Below are 21,682 nucleotides of genomic sequence, written 5' to 3' on the forward strand. Positions count from 1 at the left end.
GGCCGACTTCCTACGGCTCGTCCCCACATTTTTGCCGCGCGTCCTCAGGTGGGACGCGGCTGCAATCCGGCGAGGCAGCCGATCTCCTCAAGCACGACATCGAGCCGGCTGCGATCGTGCAGGAAGGCGTATTTGCCGCGGAGCATCGCCAGCGAGCGTGCGTGATACTTCTGCGGCTTCTGCATCCATGTGAAGTCGCCGAACTGGACGCGAAAGACGCTGCGGTTCTCGGCCAGTGCCTGCTCGTTGGCGAGCGTCCATGGCATGAACAGCGCGCCGACCTGGCGGGTCAGGATCGGCATCAAGGTCAGTGATAGTTCCGGCCACAGCTCGAACTCGCCTTCGGCGCGCGGCCATAGCATGCGGTGGATCCAGGCCAGCACATGCGGCGCGCGGCCTTCGATCAGGGCGCCGGCCGTCGGATCGGTCCACAGCTCGTAGAGCTGGCCCCACAGTCCGAAATCGCCGTAGGCCGGACGGTGGCCGAACAGATATGGCCTGACCGAGAGATGCCGTTCGAGCAGGTCGAGCATTTCGGCAAAGCCCTGCTCGATCTGCGGCGCGTTGATCTCGTTGGAGCCGACATACCACAGCCGCTCGACCATGCGCGCGCGGATCTTCTCGGCCAGCTCGCCCAACTCGGCCTCGTCCGCCCTGGGGGCGCGGATGCGGGCGATGCGTCCGGCCGAGGCGCGCTGGTCGAGATCGCGCGCCCAGCGATAATGGAACATCCACTTGTTGCCCCACTCGTCGCCGAACTCCTCGATCAAGGCCGAGATGAAGCTCGTCAGCGCGTCGCCGGGATGAATCGTGGGTTGCGGAAAGTCGAGCTCCAGTGCGTCGATGATCGGCGTCGAGTCCTGCATCGGCACCTCGTCGGGGGCGACCACCAGCGGAATGATCGGCAGCTTGGCGTGCCGCGCGAACTCCGCCTCGCTTTCCGCATTGCGCAATATCCAGTGATGCGGGATGCCCTTGTAACGCAGATACGATCGCACCTTGACCGAATAGGGCGACATCTCCGCCCCGAAGATGCGATAAACCTCCGTCGGCTGATTGGTCATGGATCTGCTCCCGGTTCGGCGCACGCCGCTGCCTGTTGTGTATCCGATCAGGCGCAACCTGTCGAAGAGTCCATCAGAGACTTGCGGAAACGAACGAGGGCTTAACGATCATGCATCAGTTCCTGAGGCGCGATGACGTGATGACCGGCGGCGCAAGGCCGGAGCTGCTGGCGCCCGATACCACCGGGCTGAACTTCTATCGCGCCGACCCCGCGCTCGCCGATCTCCTGCGCATTCATCTGCCCGAGGCGCTGTTTCGGCACCTCGTGCCGCATCTCGACCGTCTCGGCGAGCTCGCCGGCTCCTATCTCGACGAATGCGCCCGCTTGGCTGACCGCCATGGCCCTGTGCTGCACCAGCGCGACCGCTTCGGCCGCGACGTGCAGTGGGTCGAGTACCATCCGGCCTATCGCGAGCTCGAGCGCGCCGCCTTTGGCGAGTTCGGCATTCACGCGATGTCGATCCGCAAGGGCATTCTCGGCTGGCCGACCAAGTATCCGGTCACGGCCAAGCACGCCTTCACCTTCCTGTTCAACCAGGCGGAGTTCGGGCTGGGCTGTCCGATCAACGTCACCGACGGATGCGCCAAGCTGCTGGCGAGCTTCGGCAGCGACGGGCTCAAGGCCAAGTACCTCGATGGCCTGACGCAGACCGACATGAGAAAGCTGACCCAGGGCGGCCAGTTCATGACCGAGAAGGAGGGTGGCTCCGATGTCGGCACGTTGACGACGGTCGCCGTCCCGGAGGGCGACCATTGGCGCCTGCATGGCGAGAAATGGTTCTGCTCCAATGCCGATGCGAAAGTCGTGATGCTGCTGGCGCGGCCGCAAGGTGCCGAAGCGGGAACGCGCGGCGTCGGCCTGTTCCTGATGCCGCGCTTCCTCGATGACGGCAGCCAGAATCACTATCGGATCGTGCGCCTGAAGGACAAGCTCGGAACGCGCTCGATGGCCTCGGGCGAGATCAAGCTGGAGGGTGCCGTCGCCTATGCGGTCGGGAGGCTCGATCGCGGCTTCGTGCAGATGGCCGAGATGGTCAACTCGTCGCGTCTCTCCAACGGCGTCAAGTCGACGGCGCTGATGCGGCGGGCCTGGCACGACGCAATTACGGTCGCGCGCAACCGCGTGGTGTTCGGAAAACGCATCGTCGACCTGCCGCTCGGGCGGCGGCAACTGCTGAAGATCCTGCTCGCGACCGAGCAGGCGCTGTCGCTGAGCTTCCTCACCGCCGACGCGCTCGACCGTGCCGAGGCCGGCAGCCAGGATGCCGCGGCGCTGCTGCGCATTCTGACGCCGACATTGAAATTCCGCGCCACGCGCGACGCGCGCAAGGTCTGCGGCGATGCGTTGGAGATGCGCGGCGGGATCGGCTATGTCGAGGAGTTCGTGACCGCGCGGCTGCTGCGCGACGCCCATCTCGGCTCGATCTGGGAAGGCACCGGCAACATCGTCGCGCTCGATGCGCTGAAGCGCGCCGTGGGCCGGCACGGTGCGGAGGCCGCGCTGGCAGCCGACCTGCATGCGCGGCTCGACGACAGCGCCGTCGTGCCGCAGGCCTGGCGCGATCAGCTGCATCGACTCGTGGATCGTGCCGTGGGCTTTGCGCGCGAGGTCGCGGGACGCGCCGACAATGAGTCCGAAGCGCGCCGCGCCACCAGCCTGCTGTATCACGTGGCGAGCGCCGTCTCGACGACTTGGGAAAGCGGGCGCATCCACGCGATGCGCGGCGACGCGCGCAGGCTGTTGCTGGCAAAGCTCGTCGTCGCGCACCGGCTGACGTCGTCCGATCCGTTCCGGCTCGCGGAAAATAGGATGGATGATGCCATCGCGACACTGCTGCTCGGCGAACGTACCGCTGACATGGAGGAGGTTGGCGAACTGCTGTCAGCGGCGTAGGCTTGCCGCGACCAACAACAAACAAGATCGGGAGAACGCCAATGAAAGCCGCCGTGCTGATGGAGGCCAACAAGCCGCTGGTGATCGAGGACATCAGTGTGCCCAAGCCGGGGCCGCGGGAAGTGCTGATCCGCACGGCGGTTGCCGGTCTCTGCCATTCCGACCTGCACTTCATCGAAGGCCTGTATCCGCATCCGCTGCCCGCCGTGCTCGGCCATGAATCGGCTGGGATCGTCGAGCAGGTCGGCGCCGACGTGACCTATGTGAAGCCGGGCGATCACGTCGTCACGTGCTTGTCCGTGTTCTGCGGCACCTGCGACAACTGCACCACGGGCCGCCCGGTGTTGTGCACCGATACGACGGTGAAGATGCCGCCCGGCGCCTCCAACCGGCTGTCATGGGGACGAAGCGAGAAGCTGCACCAGTTCCTCAACCTCTCGTCCTTCGCCGAGCAGATGCTGGTGCACGAGAACGCGATCGTGAAGATCCGCCCGGACATGCCGCTCGATCTCGCGGCGCTGATCGGCTGCGGCGTCATCACCGGCTATGGCGCGGTCGTCAACACGGCGCGGGTGCAGGCCGGCGAGACGGTGGCCGTGATCGGCTGCGGCGGCGTCGGCATGGCTGCGATCAACGGCGCCGAGATCGCGGGCGCGGGCCGCATCATCGCCATCGACACCAATCCGGCCAAGCTGCAGCTTGCGACGAAACTGGGCGCGACTGACATCATCAATCCCACTGAGGGCGACGTCGTGGCCCAGGTGCGCGAGCTCACCAAGGGCGGCGTGCACCACGCCTTCGAGGTGCTCGGGCGCAAGGAGACCGCCGAGCAGGCGTTCGCGATGCTGGCGCCGGGCGGCACCGCGACCATCGTCGGCATGATCCCGTTCGGCCAGAAGATCGAGCTGCACGGCTTCGACTTCCTGCGCGAGCGCCGCATCCAGGGCTCGTCGATGGGCTCGAACCACTTCCGCGTCGACATGCCCCGCCTCGTCGAGTTCTATCTGCGCGGCAAGCTGCATCTGGAGGACTGGATCTCCGCCAAGCTGAAGCTGTCGGAGATCAACGAGGGCTTTGCCAACATGAAGGCAGGCAAGACGCTGCGCAGCGTGATCATGTTCGATGCGTGAGGTGGGTGGTCGGGTGTGAGGCAGGTGATGAGGTTCGGCGGGTCTGCCTATTAGTTACCCGTCATGCCCGGGCCTGACCCGGGCATCCAGCCTCTCTGGAAGATGGATGGCCGGGTCAAGCCCGGCCATGACGATGTAGGACGACGGCGGAATTTGGCGAGGCGTTGTTGAATAAGCCCGATCGCGAACTAGTTCGCGAACCGCGGCGGCGGGACGAAGCCGCCGAATTCGCGCTCGATCAGGTCGGCGAGCTTGAGCGGCGTGCGGTCCTCGAGGAACGGGCCGACGATCTGCACCCCGACCGGCAGGCCGTCGGCGAGTCCAAGCGGAATCGCGGTGGCGGGCAGTCCGGGCAAGGTGGCGATGCCCGGCCAGGCGAGCTGATCGGTGTAGCAATGCTCGACGCCGTCGATGCTGATGCGGCGCTGCTCCTGGTCGGGCGAATGGTCGTGCGGATAGGCCGGCGTTGGCATGATCGGGCAGATCACGGCATCGAATTGCTCGAACAGCGTTCGCCATTGCGCGCGCAGCCGCGCCCGCGCCCCGCCGGCCTGCACCCAGTCGCGATGGCTGAGCGCGATGCCGCGCAGCCGCTCGGCCGCGAGGCTCGCTGCCTCCTTCGGCAATTGCGCGGCCGCGTGACTGGCGCCGGCGTGGACCTCCGCCGGCATGGTGGCGCCGATGAAGCCGAGCAGCATGCGCATGTAGAGCCGGCTCGATGCGGCGAAGTCCGGCAGCAGCGGGCTGTCCGTCGTGACGCTCACGCCGGCCCGTGCGAGGTCGGCCGTCAGCCGCTCGATCGCGCCGCGCACGGCGCTGTCGGTCGGCAGCAGCGGATCGCTCGCGACCACCAGCACGCGGAAATCCGGCAGGCGACCGTGGCGCGGCGGCGGCAGGTCGAGGCGATATGCCTTGCCGGCCTCGAGCGGGTCGGGGCCTGCGATCACATCGAGCAGCAGCGACAGATCGGCGGCCGAGCGCGCCATCGGGCCGACGACGGCGAGGTCGGCCTCGCCCGGCAGCGGCTGAAACGGCGGCGGCGTATGGCCGCGCGAGGCCGCCAGGCCGTAGCTCGGCTTGTGCGCGGTGACGCCGCAATGAAACGCCGGCACCCGGAGCGAGCCGCCGATATCGGAGCCGAGCGACAGCGAGCCGTAGCCGGCCGCCAGGGCCGCGGCCGATCCGCCTGACGAACCGCCCGGCGTGCGGCCGAGATCGTAGGGATTGTTGGTGGTGCCGTAGATGTCGTTGTAGCTCTGCCAGTCGCCGAGCCCGAGCGGCACGTTGGTCTTGCCGAGCACGATGCCGCCGGCATCCTTCACGCGCGTCACCGTCAGCGCATCCTCGGCCGCGATGAAATCCCTGTGCTGCGGAAAACCCCAGGTCGTCGGCAGGCCGGCAACGTTGTAGGATTCCTTCACCGTGAGCGGAAGGCCGAGCAGGGGCCGCCGTTCGCCGCGCGCCAGCGCCGCGTCGGCGGCGTCGGCGGCAGCGAGCGCGCGCTCGAAATCGCGCACGCAGACGGCGTTGATCTCGGAGTCATGACGTTCGATGCGGTCGATGGCGAGCTTGGTCAGCTCGACCGACGAGATCTGACGATCTGCCAACGCCTTCGCCGTGTCGACGGCGGTTGCGAACGTCCATTGCGGTGCGGCCAAGGTCGATCCTCCCGGTGAGATGTTTGCCGGGAGTCCTAACCGATGCGGATGGCGATCGCTTGACCAAAATTGCGGATTCTAGCCCGGCAGCATCCGCTGCATGACACGGTCGCGATAGATGAAGACGTGCGCGAGCGCGGCGGCGACGTGAACGACGATCAGGATCAGCAGCAGCCATTCGGAGGCCTGGTGCAGCCCGTCGATGGCGCGGTTACCGGCCGGGTTGCGCGCGGCCAGCATCGGCAATGGAAACAGGTAGAAGAACGATACGCTCCAGCCGCGGAAGGAGGCGAACAGCCAGCCGGTGATGGTGCTCGCCAGCACCATCACATAGAGCATCCAGTGCACGACCTCCGAGCTCAGCCGCTGCCAGGGCGGCAGCGAGCTCTCCGGTGCGACCGGATGGGTGAGCCGCCAGACGAAGCGCACGGCGATCAATGCCAGAATGGTGAGGCCGAATGAAATGTGCAGGATCATCGGCGCGCCGGGGGGTGTATTGGCATGCAGGTCCGGCATCAGCCAGCCGATCGGATACTGGATGGCGAGCAGCGCCACCACCAGCCAGTGCAGGATCTTCGCGGGCGTGCCGTAATGCAGGCGTGGCGTCATGACGAGTTTTCCGTTGTGATCGGTCCGGCGCCATCAGCCTCGCGGCTGAGCGTTTGGCAAGACGCGGGGGTGCGGATGCTAGGCCGCTCCTATCAATATTCCGACGCCGAGCACGATGATGCCGCCGAGCACGATCTGGAACACCGCCTGCAGGAACGGCGTATCCATGTAGCGCGCGCGGATATAGGCGATCGCCCACAGCTCGAAGAACACGACGAGGCTCGCGATCGCGGTCGCGATCCAGAACGCGTTGGTCCAGGAGTCCGGGACGAGATAGGGCATCGTGTGCCCCAGTCCGCCGAGCGTCGTCATCGCGCCGCAGACGGCGCCGCGCAGCCACGGCGAGCCGCGGCCCGTCAGCGAGCCGTCGTCGGACAGCGCCTCGGCAAAGCCCATGCTGATGCCGGCGCCGATCGAGGCGGCAAGGCCCACCAGGAAGGTCTGGAAGTTCTGATGCGTGGCGAAGGCGGCGGCGAACAGCGGCGCCAGCGTCGAGACCGAGCCGTCCATCAGGCCGGCGAGACCGGGCTGGACATATTGCAGCACGAACACGCGCCGCCGCGTCTCGTCCTCCTTGTGCCGGACATCCGGACTGAGGATCTTGTCGGTCAGTTTCGCCGCAACCTTCTCGTGGCCCTTCTCGGCCTCGGCGAGATCGCCGAGCAGCCGGCGCACGCCGACGTCCTTGGCCTGCTCGGCCGCCTTGGCGTAGAAGCGCTCGGCCTCGAACTCCATCGTGCCGACCTCGCGGCGGATGGCGTCGAGCGACAGGTTCTTGGTCAGCCAGATCGGCCGGCGCTGCATGAAGCCCTTGACGTTCTCGCGCCGGATCGGCGGCAGGTTCTTGCCGAAGCGCTCCTCATAGAGTTCGAGCAGCATGTGGCGGTGGCCCTTCTCCTCCTCGGCCATCTGCTCGAACAGCTTGGCTGAATCCGGATAACGTTCCGCCAGATCCTCCGCGAAGCTCATATAGATACGGCCGTCTTCCTCTTCGGCCGAGATCGCGATTGCCAGGATCTCGCGCTCGGTGAGGTCGGCGAAGTTCTTCATTCCAAGGTCCCCGGATCTCTCGCTCTCAACATTCGAGTGTTTAGAACGTTTCTAAAGTCTATATGGATTTGCCGCACCGCGGTCAAACTCCGGCCGCTGATTGGTCGCGAAACCCTTTGGTGACAGCGCATTCAAGCTCCAGTCATGGAACTGCGAGGATAGTCCGTCGTTCGCGTTCCGCTCAGCCACCTAAGGAGTTCTCATGGATAGCGTCAAATATCGGCTCAACGATCCAGGGTTGGCGCCGCGCCGCACCCGGATGGATATCCCGGGCTGGGCAGGCGAACGCCAGCCACGAGCGAATGGCTCGCATGAGCAGGTCTGGCATTGCGTACCATTCTCGGAAGGTGCGCAATATGGCATCGAGCTATTTTATCCGTACGACTTCGAGCTGCACGTCACCACGCGCGACGGCAAGCTGGAGCTCTCCGGCGACTGGGGCGAGCCGCCGAGCCCGAGCCTGCAATGGCCGCCGTTCCGCAATTTTGGCGATGCCTTCTACACCTACCAGATCCTGCTCGATCTCAAGGTGCCCAACGGCTTCGCGATCCGGACCGAGCCGCATCCGCGCTTCTATACCGACCGCAGCGATACCTGCCCGATCGCGGTGCCGGCGTTGGTGCGCAATTTCTGGCCGATGCTGTTCTTCTGCGTGTTCAAGGCGCCCGCGGAAGGGCGGACGCATATCTTCCGTCCGGGCGAGCCGTTCGCTCAGGTGATCGTGATTCCGGAGGAGGCAAACTTCACGGTCGAGCCCATGACTCCGGACGAGGCGGCCGAGCGCGAGTTGCAGTCGCGCCGCATCCACGCCAGCCGTCCGGTGCTCGCCAAGGAGACCGAATGGGTGTCGAGCACCGACACGGTGTTCGACGGCACCTACCGCCACCTGCATCGCGCGGCGAAGGACAAGGCGCGCAAGTCCTGACGCTTCCGTCTTCCTCAAACGAAAGAGCGCCGACCTCACGGTCGGCGCCCCCTGAGCTTTCACCTCTCAACGATCAGTAGCGATCGTAGTACCAGTGGTGATGGTGATGATGGTGGTGGTGATGGTAGTACCGGCGCGGCACCACATAGACCCGGGGGCCGTAGCCGTACCCATAGCCAGGACCGTAGCCATAGCCGCGCCAGTAGCCATGGTGATGGTGGTGATGATGGTGGTGGTGATGGTACCACTGCGCCAGCTGCACCTTCGGTTCGGCCTCCGGCGGCGCCTGCTCGTCGAGCGCCTGCAGCACCTTGGCCGCATTCGGGATCGGCTCGAGCAGATCGGCGTAGGAGTTGGCCTTCAGCACGTCGCTCGGGGCCGGAGCCGCTGACGCCTGCGCCGTGCCGAGCGCGCCGACAGCGGCGACCGCGCCCAACAAGCCTGCGATCTTCTTATCCATAAATCTTCTCCTGATGCGCATTGCCCGGATGCAAAAACGTCAACCCCGAATGTTCGTTCCTCGATTCGCCTAATACGTCGGAACGGCGTCCGAAATCAGGCTGTCGATTTGTTCAGGAACGTGAACAGGAGCTCATTGACTCGTTCATGTTGCTCCTGCTGCACCCAATGTCCGGCGCGATCGATCAGCTCGCACAGGATCATGTTGGTGCACACTCGGGACTGCATCGCTTCGAACACACCGGGCCGTTGGTAGATGCCCCAGTCTTGCAGGCCGGAGATGAATGCGGACGGAACGTCGATCGTGAGATCCGACCAGGTCTGCAATTCAGCGTCGAATAGACCAGACGTGCCGCAGCGGTACCATTGCAGCCCGCCCTGGAAGCCGTTTCGTTCATATTCGGCGGTATAGACCGCGAGCTCATGGTCCGGCAGCCAGCGATTCGCCGCGATCGCCGCCGCATCCGGCATCTCCTCGGCGACGGTCTCGGCCATCGTCTTGTCGAGGTCCATGACGTAGTAGGTCGGTAGCTTGGCGAGTTCGGCCGCGTCCCAGGCCTGCAGAGGAGAAGGGGCGTTGGCCGCCCAGTCTGCGCTCTTGTGATGGTAATAGGCGCGCAGGAATTCATGCAGCCCCTGCGGGGGATGATGCATGTCCGCATTGGCCTGCCGCGTCGCGTAGTACCATTGATAGTGCTTGCGCGGACGCGGCAGCGCAGCCAGTTCGCGATGCACGGGATCCTCCTGCGCCGCGAGGGGATGGCTGGCGATGTCGAACGGTGCTGCGGGTGGCCCCGGGAACGGTGCGCTCATCATCACGACCGATCGAAAGACATCGGGGCGGATCACCGCGCACCACGCCGCGACGGGGCTGCCGAAGTCGTGGCCGACGACAGACGCGACATGGCGATGGCCGAATGCATAGACCACGCCGAGCGCATCGCGCACCAGATTGGTGAAGCGAAACGGCGCGAGATCACCGTCATAGTCGGCGCTCCACCCTGTGGTGCGGCCATAGCCGCGCTGGTCCGGCGCCAGCACGTGGTAGCCGGCGGCGGCCAGCGCCGGCATCACCTTGCGCCAGCTATAGGCCAGCTCGGGAAAGCCGTGTAGCAGCAGCACACAGGGACGGCCGGGCGTCTCGAAGCCAGCTTCGAGCACGTGCATGCGCAGGCCGTTGATGCCGTCGACGAAGCGGGACCGGATCGTGGGTGGGAGGGGAAGCGGGGGAAAGGACTGGGACATGGCGTGCACTCTCCTCGCGTCGTCCCGGCCAAGCGAGCGAAGCGAGCGCGAGCCGGGATCCATAACCACAGGCGCTCATGTGGCGCCAAGCTGGAGCTTATACCCTTCGCATCATCGGCTGCGGTGGCTATGGGTCCCGGCGCAAGGCCGGGACGACAGCTACCGTTATTGGAGCTAGGCCGCGCCCTTCTTCGGCCAGTAGCGTTCGCGCAGGTGGCGCTTGACCAGCTTGCCGGTCGGCGTACGCGGAAGCTCCGGCTCGAAATCGATCGAGCGTGGGCACTTGATCGGCGACAGATGCTGGCGGCAGAACAGGATCAATTGCTCCTCAAACGCCTTGCCGGCGCGCGCCATGTCGTGCGGCTGCACCACCGCCTTGACCTCCTCGCCCATCTCCTCGTTCGGCACCCCGAACACGGCGACATCGGCGACGTCGGGATGCGTGATGAGGACGTCCTCGGTCTCCTGCGGGTAGATGTTCACGCCGCCGGAGATGATCATGTAGGACTTGCGGTCGGTCAGATAGAGGAAGCCGTCGGCGTCGAGATAGCCGACGTCGCCGAGCGTCGACCAGCCCTTGTCGTTGTAGGCCCGCTTCGTCTTCTCCGGATCGTTGTGATAGGAGAACACCGGCGCGTCGGCGAAATACACCGTGCCGATCTCGCCGGTCGGCAGCTCCTCGTCATTCTCGCCGAGGATCTTGATCTTGCCGACAACGGCGCGTCCGACGCTGCCACGATGCTCCAGCCACTGCTTCGAGGTGCAGACGGTGACGCCGTTGCCTTCGGAGCCGGCATAATACTCGATCAGGATCGGACCCCACCACTCGATCATCCTGGCCTTGACGTCGACCGGGCAGGGCGCAGCGGCATGGATCGCGCCCTTCAGGGTCGACACGTCGTAGCGCTTGCGCACGTCCTCCGGCAGTTTCAGCATGCGCACGAACATGGTCGGCACAAGCTGCGACTGCGTGACCTTGTACTTTTCGACCAGCTTCAGGAAGTCTTCGGCGTCGAAATGCTCCATGATGATAGAGGTGCCGCCGAGCACTGAGACCATCATGTTGAAGCGCAAGGGAGCTGCATGATAGAGCGGCGCCGGCGACAGATAGGTGCTCTCGGCATTCATGCCGCACATGTCGGCGCACAGCACGCGCAGGAACTGGTTCGGCTGATCGATCGGATTGCCTTCGAAATCCTTCTTGATGCCCTTCGGCCGTCCGGTGGTGCCCGACGAATACAGCATGTCGTAGCCGGCGACCTGGTCGGCAATCGGCGTCTTGGGCTGGGCGCCGGCCTCCTTGTCCCAGGAGCGGAAACCGGGCTCGGGCTCGTCGACCATGAAGAACAGCGGGCCGTCCGTGGCGCTCACGAGATCGCGCACCTGCTCGGCGCATTTCGGCGAGGTAATGAAGACCTTGGCGCCGCAATCCCTGATGATGTAGGCGATCTCGTCCTTGGTGAGATAGCGGCTGATCGCGGTGTAGTACAGGCCGGAGCGCTGCGCCGCCCAGACGATTTCCATGAACGCCAGCCGATTCTCCATCAGGAAGGCGATATGGTCGCCGGCCTTGAGCCCCAGCGCACGGAATAGATGAGCGCCCTGGTTCGAGAGCTCGTCGAGCTCGCGATAGGTGATGGCCTTGCCGGTGCCGGCCATCTGATAGGCGATCTTGTCGGGATGGCTGCGGGCGTGAATGGAAGGGTGGGTCATGAAAGACTCCGGCGGGGAGGCGCGAGTAACGAATGGCGAGTAGCGAATAGGGAATGGCGAATAGCGGAGCGTCTGGGCGAGCGGAGCGGATCGCTCTCCCTATTCGCCACTCGCCATTCGTTATTCGCCTCCTACAGCCTTTCCACGATCGTCACGTTGGCCATGCCGCCGCCTTCGCACATCGTCTGTAACCCATAGCGCTTGTTGCGGGCCTTCAGCGCATGCAGCAGCGTGGTCATCAGCTTGGTGCCGGAGCCGCCGAGCGGATGGCCGAGCGCGATCGCGCCGCCATTGACGTTGAGGCGGTTCGGATCGGCGCCGATGGTCTTCAGCCACGCGGTCGGCACGGAAGCGAACGCCTCGTTGACCTCATAGAGATCGATCTCGTCGATCGACATGCCGGCCTTCTGCAGCGCGCGCTGCGTCGCCGGGAGCGGCGCCTCCAGCATGATGACGGGGTCGCCGCCCATCATGGTCATGTGATGGACGCGGGCCAGCGGCTTGACGCCGAGCGACTTCAGGCCGCGCTCGTTGACGACCATGACGCCGGACGCGCCGTCGCAGATCTGGCTGGCCGTGGCCGCCGTCAGCTTGCCGTTTTCGGCGATCAGCTTGACGCTCTTGATGCCGTCGAGGCTGACGTCGAAGCGGATGCCCTCGTCGATGTGGTGGGTGTCGGTCGAGCCGTCGGCACGGGTGATCGCGAGCGGGATGATCTCGTCCTTGAAGTGGCCTGCCTGCGTGGCGGCAATCGCGCGCTGATGGCTGTTATAGGCATATTCGTCGAGTTCATCCTTGGAGAGACCGTACTTCTCCGCCATCATTTCCGCGCCGGTGAACTGGCTGAACTGGATGTTCGGATAGCGGCTCTCGATGCCAGGGCTCTTGTAGTGCCCGAAGCCGTTCTTCGCCGGAAGCGTGGAGGAGAGACCCATCGGCACCCGGGTCATCGACTCCACGCCGGCGGCGATCACGACATCCATCGCGCCCGACATCACTGCCTGCGCGGCGAAATGCAGCGCCTGCTGCGACGAGCCGCACTGCCGGTCGATTGAGGTGCCCGGCACGCTCTCCGGCAGCTTCGAGGCCATCACCGCATTGCGCGCGATGTTGTTCGATTGCTCGCCGGTCTGCATCACGCAGCCCATGATCACGTCCTCGACCTGGTCCGGCGCGGCGCCGGAGCGATCGACCAGCGCGTCCAGCACCTTCGCCGCGAGGTCGGCCGGATGCCAGCCAGCCAGCCGTCCTCCCTTGCGGCCGCCGGCCGTGCGTGCGGCCGCGACGATGTAGGCTTCCGCCATGACGTATCCTCCCTAGACTTGGTGTTCGTGATTGGCCGCGATTTAAATGCCCGATCGAGCGTTAGTCAATCGATCAATTAACTCTTGAGATCAACTCCGGCTTCGGCTTATCTGCCTCGATCAAGCGCGAGACATGTCTTGGGACCTCAGCTTCACAACAGCGTGCCAGAGAAACTTCCCGCGGGGCGGAATGCGACGGCGGAGAAGCTGCTGGACGCCGCCAGCGAGCTGATGATCGCGAGGTCCTCGATCGAAATCTCGCTCAGCGACATCGCGCAGAAGTCCGGCTCTAATGCAGCGCTGGTGAAATATCATTTCGGCAACAAGGACGGCCTGCTGCTGGCGCTGCTCGCCCGCGACGCGGCGACCGAGGTGGCCAATCTCGAATATCTCCTGGCGCAGCCGCTGCCGCCGACGGCGAAGCTGAAGCTGCACATCAGCGGCATCATCCGCGCCTATCACCGGTTTCCCTACATGAACCGGCTGATCCATTATCTGCTGCATGAGAGCAGCGCGGAGGCGGCCGACGAAGTGTCGAAGTTCTTCGTGGCGCCGCTGCTCGATTTCCATCGCCGGCTCATCGAGGAGGGCGTCGCCAGGGACGAGTTTCGCGCCGTCGATCCGGTGCTGTTCTACACCAGCCTGATCGGCGCCTGCGATCACCTGTTCTTCGGCCGCCACGCGATGTCGCGCGCGATCGGCGTCGGCCCGGTCACCGATGATGTCTGCCGTCAGTACATCGCCCATATGGAGGCGCTGATCTGCGGTGGAATATTGAAACGGGCGAGTGGCGAATAGGGAGTAGCGAATGGGGGAAGCCTCTATTCGCTACTCCCTATTCGCTATTCGCAAGCAAAAACGTCTAGGGAGGAAACCTGACATGCAGTTGAACAACGTTGCCGTTCTCATCACCGGCGGTGGCTCGGGTCTCGGCGCAGCTACGGCGCGCGCCATGGCGGCCAAGGGGGCCAAGGTGGCCGTGCTCGATCAGAGCCTGGAAAACGCCGAGAAGATCGCCGCCGAGATCAAGGGCGTCGCGCTGCATGCCGACGTCACCAATGAGGATCAGGTCAAGGCCGGCCTCGCCAAGGCCGAGGCGGCCCACGGCATCGCCCGCGTGCTGGTGAACTGCGCCGGCATTGGCGGCTCGCAGCGCATCGTCGGCAAGGACGGCGTCTATCCGCTCGCCAAGTTCGCGCGCATCATCAACGTCAACCTGATCGGCACCTTCAACGTGCTGCGGCTGTTTGCCGAGCGCCTCGTCACCGCCGAGCCGGTCGGCGAGGAGCGTGGCGTCATCATCAACACCGCCAGCGTCGCGGCCTATGAAGGCCAGATCGGCCAGATCGCCTATTCGGCCTCGAAGGGCGGCGTCGTCGGCCTGACCCTGCCCGCTGCGCGCGATCTCGCCAGCCAGAAAATCCGCGTCAACACCATCGCGCCCGGCCTGTTCCTGACACCGCTGCTGATGGGACTGAACGAAGAAGCGCGCAAGAGCCTGGGCGCCCAGGTGCCGCATCCGGCCCGGCTCGGCGACGCCTCCGAGTACGGTAACCTCGCCGTCCACATCGTCGAGAACCCGATGCTGAACGGCGAAACCATCCGCCTCGACGGCGCCATCCGCATGGCCCCGCGCTGACGGCAAACTCTGCCGTCGTCCCCGCGAATGCGGGGACCCATACTCCGCGGCGTCTGTGATAGGCAGACTGGCAGACGCCGCACTCTTACCAATCAAGCCGGTGGCTATGGATCCCGGCGTTCGCCGGGATGACACTGAGGGTGGAGCGCGCGCCATGTCCCAACCGCTGCTGATCGAACACGACAATGGCGTCGACCGTGTGACGCTCAATCGCCCCGAGAGCCTGAACGCGCTCGACCCGGCGCTAATCGACGCGCTCAACGCTTATTTCGAAAGCCTGCAGCGCAATCGCACCACGCGAGTCGTCGTGCTCAAGGGTGCCGGCAAGAACTTCTGCGCGGGGCTCGATCTGAAGGCCGCGATGCAGCGGCGCGGCGGCGTCAATGAGCCGCCCAGCGTGACCGAGTCGCTGGACTCGCAGCGCCGCATCGCCGACATCGTGATGCTGATGCGGCGTTGCCCGCAGCCGATCATTGCGCTGGTGCAGGGCGCAGCCGCCGGCGGCGGCTTTGCGTTGGCGCTCGCGGCCGATATCCGCATCGCCAGCCGCTCGGCGCGGATGAACTGTGCCTTCATCAAGCTTGGCTTAGGGGGCTGCGACATCGGCACCAGCTATTTCCTGCCGCGCCTCGTCGGCGTCTCCGTCGCATCGGAGCTGATCCTCACCGGCCGCTTCATCGGAGCCGAGCGCGCGCTCATGGTCGGGCTGGTGTCGGAAATCGTCGAGGACGATATGCTCGAGGGCGCGGCTGCGCCCTTCGTCGATGCGATGATGACGGCCTCGCCGGTCGGACTTCGACTCTCAAAGGAATGTCTCAACATGAGCGTCGATGCGTCGTCGATCGAAGCCGTCATCGCGATGGAAGATCGCAACCAGGTGCTGTGCAGCCGCTCGGAGGATTTCAAGGAGGGCATTCAAGCCTTCCTCGAGAAGCGCAAGCCGGTCTATACCAACCGCTAGATATCAAGATCCGCAAAGGACGATATTTCGGGAGACGCAAAATGGACGGGACGGCAGCGAAGGTGTTGGAGAAGCCGGCATTCCGCAAGGTCAACTGGCTGGCGCGCGACATCGATATCGAGAGACGCGGTGACGGCGTCATCGTCATCAAATCGCGCATTCCGCTGCAGGCCTATGAGCCGCATTTGGCGGCGCCGCTCGCCCGCTGGGCTAAGGAGGCGCCGACGCGGACCTGGCTCGCGCAACGCAGCGGAGCCGAGCGGCAATGGCGCAAGCTGTCCTATGCCGAGGCCAAGCGCACCGTCGATGGGCTGACGCAGGGCCTGCTCGATTTGAAGCTGGACGGCCGCCCCGTCGCCATCCTCTCCGGCAATTCGATCGAGCATGCGCTCATCACCATGGCCGCGATGCAGGCCCGTTCGCCGGCCGCTCCGGTGTCGCCCGCCTATTCACTGATGAGCCACGATCATCTCAAGTTGAAATATCTGTTCGGCCTCGTGAAGCCGGGCGTGGTCATGGTGCAGGACGGCCCGACCTTCGAGAAGGCGCTGAAGGCGCTCGATCTCGACGGCGTCACCGTCGTTCATGTCGCGCGTCCGTGCGAGGGCATTGCGAGCATCAGCTTCGCTGATCTCGCCGCGACGCCGGTCACCGGCGCGGTCGACGCGTCGATTGCGCAGATCACACCGGACACGGTCGGCAAGCTGCTGTTCACCTCCGGCTCGACCGGCATGCCCAAGGCGGTCATCAACACCCAGCGCATGATGTGCGCCAATGCGGCGATGATGATGCAGACGCGGCCGCGCGGGCCTGATGCGCCGATCTCGACGGTGCTCGACTGGATGCCATGGAATCACACCATGGGCGGCAATGCGCTGTTCAATCCGCTCTTGATCGAGGGCGGCACGCTCTACATCGACGACGGCCGGCCGATGCCCGGCATGTTCGACGAAACCATCCGGAACCTGCGCGAGGTGTCGCCGACCTATTACGCCAATGTGCCCGCCGGCTATGCGGCGCTGGCGGCGGCGATGGAGAAGGACGATGCGCTGTGCCGCTCCTTCTTCAAGGATCTGGGCATCATGGCCTATGGCGGCGCGCGGCTGCCGGACGATCTGTACGAGCGCATGCAGGCGCTGGCGGTCAAGACCACCGGCGAGCGCATCGTGTTCTACACCGGATGGGGCTCGACCGAGACCGCGCCGACCTCGACCGGCACCTATTGGAACACGGAGCGGGTCGGGCTCATCGGCCTGCCGTTCCCCGGCGTCGAGCTGAAGATGGTGCCGACCGGCGACAAATACGAGCTGCGCCTGCGCGGCATCAACGTGATGCCCGGCTATTTCGGCCAGCCCGAGCTGACGAAGAAGGCGTTCGACGAGGAAGGCTTCTACTGCATCGGCGATGCCGGCGTGTTCGTCGATCCCGCCGATCCGGCGCAGGGCATCATCTTCGCCGGCCGCGTGGTCGAGGATTTCAAGCTCACGACAGGCACCTTCGTCCATGTCGGCTCGCTTCGCACCGATGCGATCGCAGCCGCAACGCCGGCGATCCACGATGCACTGGTGACCGGGCAGGACCGCGAATATGTCGGTCTCCTGGCCTGGCCCAATCTGCACGCCTGCCGCCAGTTGGTCGGCGATCCCAACGCGACGTTCGAGGACGTGGTGAAGCATCCGGCCGTCATCGACTGCGTCCGTCGTGGTCTCGAAGCCCATAATAAAGAGTGCGAGGGCGCGACCAGCCGGCGCATCGGCCGCGCCATGCTGATGGTCGAGCCGCCCTCGATCGACGGTCATGAGCTGACCGACAAGGGCTACATCAACCAGCGCGCCGGTCTCGAACGCCGCGCCGCGCTGGTCGAGCGGCTCTACGCGGCCGAGCCCGACAGCGACGTGATCGTGCTGTGACGACGCATTTTGAAACCGTCATTCCGGGGCACTCGCGAAGCGAGTGAACCCGGAATCCAGAGATAAATCAGATCGAGATTCCGGGTTCGATGCTGCGCATCGCCCCGGAATGACGATCAGGAAGCAGGTGAGGCCATGAACTTCGATTTCTCCGACGACCAGAAGCAGTTGCGGGACCAGGCGCGGAAATTCCTCGCCGAGAAGTGTCCGCCCAAGGCGGTGCGTGTCGTGCTCGATGGCAAGGAGCCGTATGACCGAGCGCTGTGGAAAGGCTTCGCCGAGATGGGCTTCCTCGGCGTCGCCATTCCTGAGGAGTACGGCGGCGCGGGCGCCGGTCATCTCGAGCTCTGCGTGATCGCCGAAGAGGTCGGCCGCGCGCTGGCGCCGGTGCCGTTCTCGTCGACCGTGTATCTTGCCGCGGAGGCCCTGATGCTGGCCGGCAGCGATGCGCAGAAGCAGGCCTGGCTGCCGAAGATCGCCAATGGCGAGGCGATCGGCACCTTGGCGTTGTTCGAGGGCACCGGCAATCCGTCGCCCAAAGCGATCAAGTGTGAGGCCGCCAACGGCGTGCTCAACGGCACCAAGAAGCCGGTCGCCGACGGCGCCATCGCCGATCTCATCATCGTTGCCGCGCGTACCGGCTCGACCGGCCGCGACGGCGACATCTCGCTGTTCCTGGTCGACCCCAAGGCGGGCGGCGTCGAAGCCAAGGCGCTGACCAATCTCGATCCGACGCGCGGCCAGGCCGAGCTCACCTTCAAGAACTGCAAGGCGGAGCCGCTCGGCGCCGCCGGCGAGGGTTGGAGCATCATCACCCAGGTGCTCGATCGCGCCGCGGTGCTGACGGCGTTCGAGCAGGTTGGCGGCTCCGACCGCGCGCTGGAGATGGGCCGCGACTACGCGCTCGACCGGATCGCCTTTGGCCGTCCGATCGGCTCGTTCCAGGCGGTCAAGCACATGCTGGCCGACATGTACGTCTCGGCGACCTTGGCGCGCTCCAACTCCTATTATGGCGCCTGGGCGCTCTCGACTAATGCGCCGGAATTGCCGGAGGCCGCGGCCTCAGCGCGCATCAGCGCGACGCAAGCCTTTCAACACTGCGCCAAGAACAACATCCAGGTCCATGGCGGCATGGGCTTCACCTGGGAGTTCGACTGTCACATGTACTACCGACGCGCCAACGCGCTCGCGCTCGGCCTCGGCAGCCTCTCTTACTGGGAAGACCAACTGATCGACCGCATGCGCAAGCGCAATGCGGCGTGACCCAAGCCCGTCATTCCGGGGCGCTCGCGCGCGACAAAATGACCATGCCATTTTGCGCGGAGTGAGCGAACCCGGAATCTCGAGATGACTCACCTCTGGATTCCGGATCGACCCGCGTTGCGGGTCGTCCGGAATGACGATCTGAAAGGAATTCTCATGAACTTCGATGACACTCCGCAGGAGGCCGCGTTTCGCGCCGAGGCGCGCGCGTGGATCGCCGCCAATGCGCCGAAGCAGTACGAGGACGAACTGCGCGCGTCCTCGCTTGGCCGCACCGCGCTGAAGAACGCCAGCATTCTCGACGTCGCCAAGGCCTGGCAGAAGAAGAAGGCCGAGGCCGGCTGGGCCTGCTTGCACTGGCCAAAGGAATATGGCGGTCGCGGGTCCTCACCCATCGAGCGCGTGATCTGGCAGCAGGAGGAGGGGCCCTACGGCAAGCTGTCCGGCATGTTCATCATCGGTCATGGCATGTGCGGGCCGACCATGATGGCCTACGCCTCGGAGGCGCATAAGCGGCAGTATCTGCCGCCGCTGGCCTCGGGCGAGAAGGTCTGGTGCCAGCTGTTCTCCGAGCCGGCCGGCGGCTCCGACGTCGCCGGCCTGCGCACCCGCGCCGAGAAGCGCGGCGACGACTGGGTGATCAACGGCCAGAAGATCTGGACCTCGGGCGCGCACTACTCCGACTACGGCATCCTGCTGACGCGCACGGATCCAACAGTGCCCAAGCATAAGGGTCTCACCATGTTCTTCCTGGACATGAAGAGCCCGGGTGTCGAGGTCCGGCCGATCAAGCAGGCGAGCGGGCACTCGGATTTCAACGAGGTCTATTTCACCGACGTCGTGATCCCGGACTCGCAGCGTCTCGGCGCGGTCAATGACGGCTGGAACGTCGCGCTGACCACCTTGATGAACGAACGCATGTCGATCGGCGCCGGCGTCGCCACCGGCTTCCCGGAGCTGTTCGACTTCTGCTCCAACCTGATGCTGGACGATCGTCCCGCGATCGAGGACCGCAATGTGCGCTCGAAGCTCGCGAGTTGGGCGGTGAAGGCGAGCGGGCTGAAATACACCAGCATCCGCGCCATCTCGGCGCTGTCGAAGGGCGAGCGGCCGGGACCTGAGAACTCGATCGGTAAACTGGTCGCAGGACCGATGATCCAGGACGTCGCGACCTACGCGCTCGACCTGCAGGGCGCCGCCGGCGTGCTCAGCGGTCCCGAGGCCGAGCTCGCCGGAAAATTCCAGGCGATGCTGCTGCGCGCGCCCGGCACCCGCGTCGAAGGCGGCACCGACGAGATCATGCGCAACATCATCGCGGAGCGCGTGCTGGGTCTTCCTGGCGACATCCGCGTCGACAAGGACCTTCCGTTCAACCAGGTTCCGACCAAGGGACGAAGCTAACAAGTGCAGTCGTAGGGCGGGTTAGCGCAGCGTAACCCGCCGCTAGCTCGTACAACGCTGATCAAGTGGCGGGTTACGCCTTCGGCCAACCCCCGCCCTACGCATATCAAGTGAGGGTCAGGCATGAACTTTGACGACACCCCGCAGGAAGCCGCTTTTCGCGACACCGCGCGCGCTTGGATCGCGGCCAACGCGCCGAGGGAGCTGGAGGAGGAGCTCGCGAGCTCCTCGCTCGGCCGCATCCGGCTCAAGCACGCCGACATCGTCGAGGTCGGCAAGGCCTGGCAGAAGAAGAAATCCGATGCCGGCTGGGCCTGCCTGCACTGGCCGAAGGAGTATGGCGGCCGCGGCGCGACGCCGATCGAGCGGGTGATCTGGCAGCAGGAGGAGGGCGTCTATGGCAAGCTGACGCAGCCGTTCCAGATCGGCGAGGGCATGTGCGGCCCGACCGTGATGGCCTATGGCAGCGAAGAGCACAAGCGGCGCTATCTGCCGAAGCTCGCTTCCGGCGAGGAGATCTGGTGCCAGCTGTTCTCCGAGCCCGCCGGCGGCTCCGATGTCGCTGGCCTGCGCACCCGCGCCGAGAAGCGCGGCGACGACTGGCTCATCAACGGCCAGAAGATCTGGACGTCGGGGGCGCACTACTCGGATTACGGCCTGCTGATCACGCGCACCGATCCCAATGTGCCCAAGCACAAGGGCCTGACGATGTTCTTCCTGGACATGAAGAGCCCGGGCGTCGAGGTCCGCCCGATCAAGCAGGCCAACGGTATGCAGGAGTTCAACGAGGTCTATTTCACCGACGTCGTGATCCCGGACTCGCAGCGCCTTGGCGCGGTCGGCGACGGCTGGAACGTGTCGCTGACCACCTTGATGAACGAGCGCATGTCGATCGGCGCGCGGCTCGCCACCGGCTTCCCGGAGATGTTCGAGTTCTGCGCCAATCTGATGACCGAGAGCGGACTCGCCATCGACGATCGCGCCACGCGCTCGAAACTGGCGTCGTGGGCGGTCAAGGCCAGCGGGCTGAAATACACGAGCTACCGCGCGATCTCGGCGCTGTCCAAGGGCGAGCGGCCCGGACCTGAGAATTCCATCGGCAAGCTGGTCGCCGGCGTCATGCTGCAGGATATCGCGACCTACGCGATGGATCTCGAGGGCGGCGCTGGCGTGCTGACCGGCGCGGACGAGGCGGTGACGCAGGGCCAGTTTCAGCAGATGCTGCTGACCTCGCCCTCGATGCGCATCGCCGGCGGCACCGACGAGATCCTGCGCAACATCATCGCCGAGCGCGTGCTCGGTCTGCCCGGTGACATCCGGGTCGACAAGGACGTGCCGTTCAACAAGGTGCCGACCAAGGGGCGCAGCTGATCCGACGGCATCACGACGGCCGTCTTCCGGGGTCGGTCGCTGCGACCGGTCCGGAAAGACGGGGGGTGGAGGGCGAGCACAAAGC

Annotated in this window: 18 protein-coding genes; 10 read left to right on the forward strand and 8 right to left on the reverse strand. The window is 65.3% G+C overall.

Annotated elements, in window-relative coordinates:
- Positions 1–44 precede the first annotated feature (44 nt).
- Positions 45–1,064 carry a glutathione S-transferase family protein gene (locus ACQR0W_RS16195; RefSeq protein ID WP_315825924.1) on the reverse strand — a complete coding sequence of 340 codons (1,020 nt, stop codon included), beginning with the start codon at positions 1,062–1,064 and terminating at the stop codon, positions 45–47.
- A gap of 110 nt (positions 1,065–1,174) precedes the next feature.
- Between ACQR0W_RS16195 and ACQR0W_RS16200 the strand changes: the two genes are divergently transcribed.
- Together ACQR0W_RS16200 and ACQR0W_RS16205 are read left to right on the forward strand one after the other, a co-directional pair.
- Positions 1,175–2,959, forward strand: coding sequence for an acyl-CoA dehydrogenase family protein (locus tag ACQR0W_RS16200; RefSeq protein ID WP_316169563.1), 1,785 nt, complete (start codon positions 1,175–1,177; stop codon positions 2,957–2,959).
- Positions 2,960–3,000: 41 nt separating this feature from the next.
- Complete coding sequence (locus ACQR0W_RS16205) at positions 3,001–4,089, forward strand: Zn-dependent alcohol dehydrogenase (protein WP_316169562.1); 1,089 nt, start codon at positions 3,001–3,003, stop codon at positions 4,087–4,089.
- A gap of 188 nt (positions 4,090–4,277) precedes the next feature.
- Here the strand turns inward: ACQR0W_RS16205 and ACQR0W_RS16210 are convergent, their stop codons facing one another.
- From ACQR0W_RS16210 to mbfA, 3 genes are all read right to left on the reverse strand, one after another.
- Entirely contained in the window at positions 4,278–5,747 is a 1,470-nt protein-coding gene (locus tag ACQR0W_RS16210) for an amidase (protein WP_316169561.1), read from the reverse strand.
- A 78-nt stretch (positions 5,748–5,825) separates the two neighbouring features.
- Complete coding sequence (locus ACQR0W_RS16215; RefSeq protein ID WP_316167340.1) at positions 5,826–6,356, reverse strand: cytochrome b; 531 nt, start codon at positions 6,354–6,356, stop codon at positions 5,826–5,828.
- Positions 6,357–6,434: 78 nt separating this feature from the next.
- The gene (gene mbfA / locus ACQR0W_RS16220; protein WP_315713729.1) at positions 6,435–7,406 is read right to left on the reverse strand and encodes an iron exporter MbfA; all 972 of its coding nucleotides are present in this window, start codon (positions 7,404–7,406) and stop codon (positions 6,435–6,437) included.
- 202 nt (positions 7,407–7,608) lie between these two features.
- Here mbfA and ACQR0W_RS16225 point away from each other — a divergent pair, with 202 nt between their 5' ends.
- The gene (locus ACQR0W_RS16225; protein ID WP_315713730.1) at positions 7,609–8,331 is read left to right on the forward strand and encodes a hypothetical protein; all 723 of its coding nucleotides are present in this window, start codon (positions 7,609–7,611) and stop codon (positions 8,329–8,331) included.
- Between the two features lie 73 nt (positions 8,332–8,404).
- Here ACQR0W_RS16225 and ACQR0W_RS16230 read toward each other — a convergent pair whose 3' ends face one another.
- From ACQR0W_RS16230 to ACQR0W_RS16245, 4 genes are all read right to left on the reverse strand, one after another.
- On the reverse strand, positions 8,405–8,791 hold the full coding sequence (locus ACQR0W_RS16230) for a hypothetical protein (protein WP_315713731.1): 387 nt from the start codon (positions 8,789–8,791) through the stop codon (positions 8,405–8,407).
- 95 nt (positions 8,792–8,886) lie between these two features.
- Complete coding sequence (locus ACQR0W_RS16235; RefSeq protein WP_315714359.1) at positions 8,887–9,957, reverse strand: alpha/beta fold hydrolase; 1,071 nt, start codon at positions 9,955–9,957, stop codon at positions 8,887–8,889.
- Between the two features lie 252 nt (positions 9,958–10,209).
- A complete protein-coding gene (locus ACQR0W_RS16240; RefSeq protein WP_316167341.1) occupies positions 10,210–11,748 on the reverse strand; it encodes an acyl-CoA synthetase in 1,539 nt (512 codons plus the stop codon).
- A 131-nt stretch (positions 11,749–11,879) separates the two neighbouring features.
- The gene (locus ACQR0W_RS16245) at positions 11,880–13,052 is read right to left on the reverse strand and encodes an acetyl-CoA C-acetyltransferase (RefSeq protein ID WP_316167342.1); all 1,173 of its coding nucleotides are present in this window, start codon (positions 13,050–13,052) and stop codon (positions 11,880–11,882) included.
- A 138-nt stretch (positions 13,053–13,190) separates the two neighbouring features.
- Here ACQR0W_RS16245 and ACQR0W_RS16250 point away from each other — a divergent pair, with 138 nt between their 5' ends.
- From ACQR0W_RS16250 to ACQR0W_RS16280, 7 genes are all read left to right on the forward strand, one after another.
- A complete protein-coding gene (locus ACQR0W_RS16250) occupies positions 13,191–13,850 on the forward strand; it encodes a TetR family transcriptional regulator (RefSeq protein ID WP_316167343.1) in 660 nt (219 codons plus the stop codon).
- An 82-nt stretch (positions 13,851–13,932) separates the two neighbouring features.
- Positions 13,933–14,691 (forward strand): SDR family NAD(P)-dependent oxidoreductase, encoded by a 759-nt coding sequence (locus ACQR0W_RS16255; protein ID WP_315825931.1) that lies wholly within the window; start codon positions 13,933–13,935, stop codon positions 14,689–14,691.
- 154 nt (positions 14,692–14,845) lie between these two features.
- Positions 14,846–15,652, forward strand: a complete 807-nt coding sequence (locus ACQR0W_RS16260) for an enoyl-CoA hydratase/isomerase family protein (RefSeq protein ID WP_316169560.1) — start codon at positions 14,846–14,848, stop codon at positions 15,650–15,652.
- 41 nt (positions 15,653–15,693) lie between these two features.
- Positions 15,694–17,562, forward strand: coding sequence for an AMP-binding protein (locus ACQR0W_RS16265; protein ID WP_316169559.1), 1,869 nt, complete (start codon positions 15,694–15,696; stop codon positions 17,560–17,562).
- Positions 17,563–17,697: 135 nt separating this feature from the next.
- Positions 17,698–18,825 (forward strand): acyl-CoA dehydrogenase family protein, encoded by a 1,128-nt coding sequence (locus ACQR0W_RS16270; RefSeq protein WP_315825934.1) that lies wholly within the window; start codon positions 17,698–17,700, stop codon positions 18,823–18,825.
- 156 nt (positions 18,826–18,981) lie between these two features.
- Positions 18,982–20,226, forward strand: a complete 1,245-nt coding sequence (locus ACQR0W_RS16275) for an acyl-CoA dehydrogenase (protein ID WP_316169558.1) — start codon at positions 18,982–18,984, stop codon at positions 20,224–20,226.
- Positions 20,227–20,349: 123 nt separating this feature from the next.
- Positions 20,350–21,597 carry an acyl-CoA dehydrogenase gene (locus ACQR0W_RS16280; protein ID WP_315825936.1) on the forward strand — a complete coding sequence of 416 codons (1,248 nt, stop codon included), beginning with the start codon at positions 20,350–20,352 and terminating at the stop codon, positions 21,595–21,597.
- Positions 21,598–21,682 lie beyond the last annotated feature (85 nt).

Origin of the sequence: Bradyrhizobium sp. HKCCYLRH1034 (assembly GCF_051168375.1) — a bacterium.
In the GTDB taxonomy this organism is placed as follows: domain Bacteria; phylum Pseudomonadota; class Alphaproteobacteria; order Rhizobiales; family Xanthobacteraceae; genus Bradyrhizobium.